General features: G+C 68.4%; 2 protein-coding genes. Both read right to left on the minus strand.

Annotated elements, in window-relative coordinates; all coding sequences use genetic code 11:
- Positions 1-70: 70 nt before the first annotated feature.
- The gene (gene istB, locus IG04_RS0141615) at positions 71-841 is read right to left on the minus strand and encodes an IS21-like element helper ATPase IstB (RefSeq protein ID WP_030482261.1); all 771 of its coding nucleotides are present in this window, start codon (positions 839-841) and stop codon (positions 71-73) included.
- The gene (gene istA, locus IG04_RS0141620) at positions 838-2,535 is read right to left on the minus strand and encodes an IS21 family transposase (RefSeq protein WP_144065812.1); all 1,698 of its coding nucleotides are present in this window, start codon (positions 2,533-2,535) and stop codon (positions 838-840) included. Before istA ends, istB begins: the two co-directional genes overlap by 4 nt.
- Positions 2,536-2,722: the final 187 nt, after the last annotated feature.

Below are 2,722 nucleotides of genomic sequence, written 5' to 3' on the forward strand. Positions count from 1 at the left end.
TGTGAACGCTCAAGTTATTCCCGGGGCCTGCGCTCAAGTAATTCCGCAGGTGGTGGGTCCTGGTGATGTTCTACCCGGTGGTCTTGTTCTTGTCGCTGGTGACACTCCGGGGGCGCTTGTTCGGTCGGTAACTGGGGCCGTTCATGAACACCTGATGGCTGGTGTTGATCAACCGGTCCAGCAGTGACTCGGCGACGACGGCGTTGGGGAACAACGGATACCAGTCCACCGGTGACCGGTTGCTCGTCAGCACCAGCGAGCGGCCGGCGCGTTCGTTGATGAGCTCGTAGAGGTCGTCTGCTTGGCGGGCGGTGAGCTCGCGCATGCCGAAGTCGTCGAGGATCAGCACGGGTGGCCGGGCGAGTTCGCGCAGCCGGCGGCCCCAGGTGCCGTCGGCGTGTCCGCCGGCGAGGTCGGCCAGGACGCGGCTGGTCTTGGCGAAGCGGACGTCGGCGCCGTGGCGGATTGCCATGTGCCCCAACGCTTGTGCGACGTGTGTCTTGCCGACTCCGACTGGGCCGTAGAGGATCACCGATTCGCCGGCGTGTAGCCAGCGCAGCGCGGCGAGGTCGCGGATCTGTGCTGCCGGGAGTTTGGGGCTGGCGTGGAAGTCGAACTCCTCCAAGGTGGTTTCGGTGTCGAAGTGGGCGCGGCGCAGCCGCCGGCCCATCGCGGTCAGCTCGCGGCGGCCGATCTCGTCGTGGCAGAGGGTCTGCAGGAACTCCAGGTGCCCGAGTTCCCCGCCGCGGGCTTGGGCGAGGCGGGCGTCGAGGGTGTCGAGCATCCCGGAGAGTTTCAGCGTGCGCAGGGCGTCGCGCAGCGCGGTGTCGACGACGGTCATGATGCTTCCTCACTGCCGGTGGCGGGGGCGGGCGCGAGCCCGACGGGCTCGGCGGGGGCAGGGGTGTTCCGGTCGACGCGCTCGTCGTGGGTAACGGTGTCGTGATCGACGCTCGCGCTGGCGTGATCCTGCGCGGCCGGGGTGCTCGGGGTGGGCAGGGCCACGACGTTCGCGAACAGCTGCGAAGGACCGTGCAGATGCGCCGCGGCACCACCGTCACCGGTCGGCTCGGGCGCTGGGTCGGCCTCGGTGCCGGCGGTCAGGATCCCTTTCACAGTGCGGTAAGTCGGGTCGCCGACCTCGATCGCGCGGGCGCAGGCTTTCTCCAGCCGGGCAGCGCCGTGCTTGTCGGCCAGCCCGAGGACCCCTTGCGCGGCGCGCAGCCTGAACAGGGCGTTGACCTCGAGCAGCCCGCCGATCAGTGCGACGCAGGCCGGGCCGATGTCCGCGGCCTGGCTGCGGCACCAGGTCGGGGTCCGCATCTTGAACGCGATCTTCTCCGGTGGATAGTGCGACAGGTCGGTGGACTTCCCGGCCGGTCGGCGACCGTGGGTCGCGATCAGCTCGCCGTTGTCGAAGATCTGTACCACCGTCGCGGTCTCGCGGGCGTCGACCCGGCGGCCGAGATGCCGCCAGGGCACCGAATACAACGACTTGCCCACCCGCACGTGGATGTCCGGGCCGATCGTGCCGGTCGACCAGGTAGCGAGCACGAATCGCTTGCCGGGCAACGGGTTCAGCTCACCGGCCTCGACCGCGTCGAACACCGAGAGCGGTGCCGCGCCACCGAGCGGACGGCACTGCCGACGACCGGCCACCTCCCGGCACCAGAGCACCGCTTGTTCCTGCATGTGTTGCAGGGAAACGAATTCCCGGCCTCGCCAGAACGAGTCCCGGACATAGGGCATCGGCCGTTCCACCCGCGGTTTGTCCTTCGGCTTCGCCGCCCGCGCCGGGTCGACCAGGGTGCCGTAGTGCTCGGCGAGCTCGGCATACGAGCGGTTGATCTTCGGGTCGTAGAGGTCCGGCTTGTCCACCCCGGTCTTGAGGTTGTCCGGCACCAGCCGGTCCGGCACCCCGCCGAAGAAGTCGAACGCCGCCACGTGACACTCGGTCCACGCACGCTGGTCCATGGTTAGCACCGGCCGCACGAACATGTGCCGCGAGGCGGGCAGCACCATCACGAACGCCCACACCCGCCGCTTCTTGCCCGTCCGCGGGTCGACCCAGCCACCGAGGTGTCCGTAGTCGATCTGCGCTTCCCCGCCCGGTTCCGGCTCGTCCATCAGCACGGTGACCCGATCGCGGCGGACTTCCTCGGGCAGGTTCGCCGCGACCCAGCGTTTCAGCGACGCCAGGCTGGCTTGCAGGTCTCGTTCGTCGCGCAGCCGCTGCCAGATCGTGGCCTGGGTGACGCCGGCCTTGAGCATGTCGGCGATGTAGTCGCGGTGCTGCTCGATCTGCGGCCAGGTCGTCTGCCGCAGCCTCGTGTCGGTGACCGCGGGAAACCACTTGCCGGTCAACTCGGCCCAGTCCGCCGTGGACATCGCCGGTCCACCGGGGGTGATGCCCGCCTCGATCGCCGGGGTCACGTACTTCTTGATCGTTTTTCGGTCCACGCCCAGGCTGGTCGCGACCTCGCTCTGCGAGCGACCCGCATACCAGTGGACCAGGATCTCGGTCACATCCGTCACGTCGAACGTTCTCCTCGCCACTCGCGCTCCCCGGTCACCTGGTGTGATCCGGTGAAGCCTGTTCCGATGCGAGGACCCAGCACGAGCGACACGCTCACCCTCCCGGTGGGGAATTACGTGAGCGACGCCCTGCGGAATTACGTGAGCGAAAACCCCTCAGACCTGCGGAATTTCATGAGCGCTGACA

This window comes from Lentzea albidocapillata (assembly GCF_000719115.1).
Classification (GTDB): Bacteria; Actinomycetota; Actinomycetes; order Mycobacteriales; family Pseudonocardiaceae; genus Lentzea; species Lentzea albidocapillata.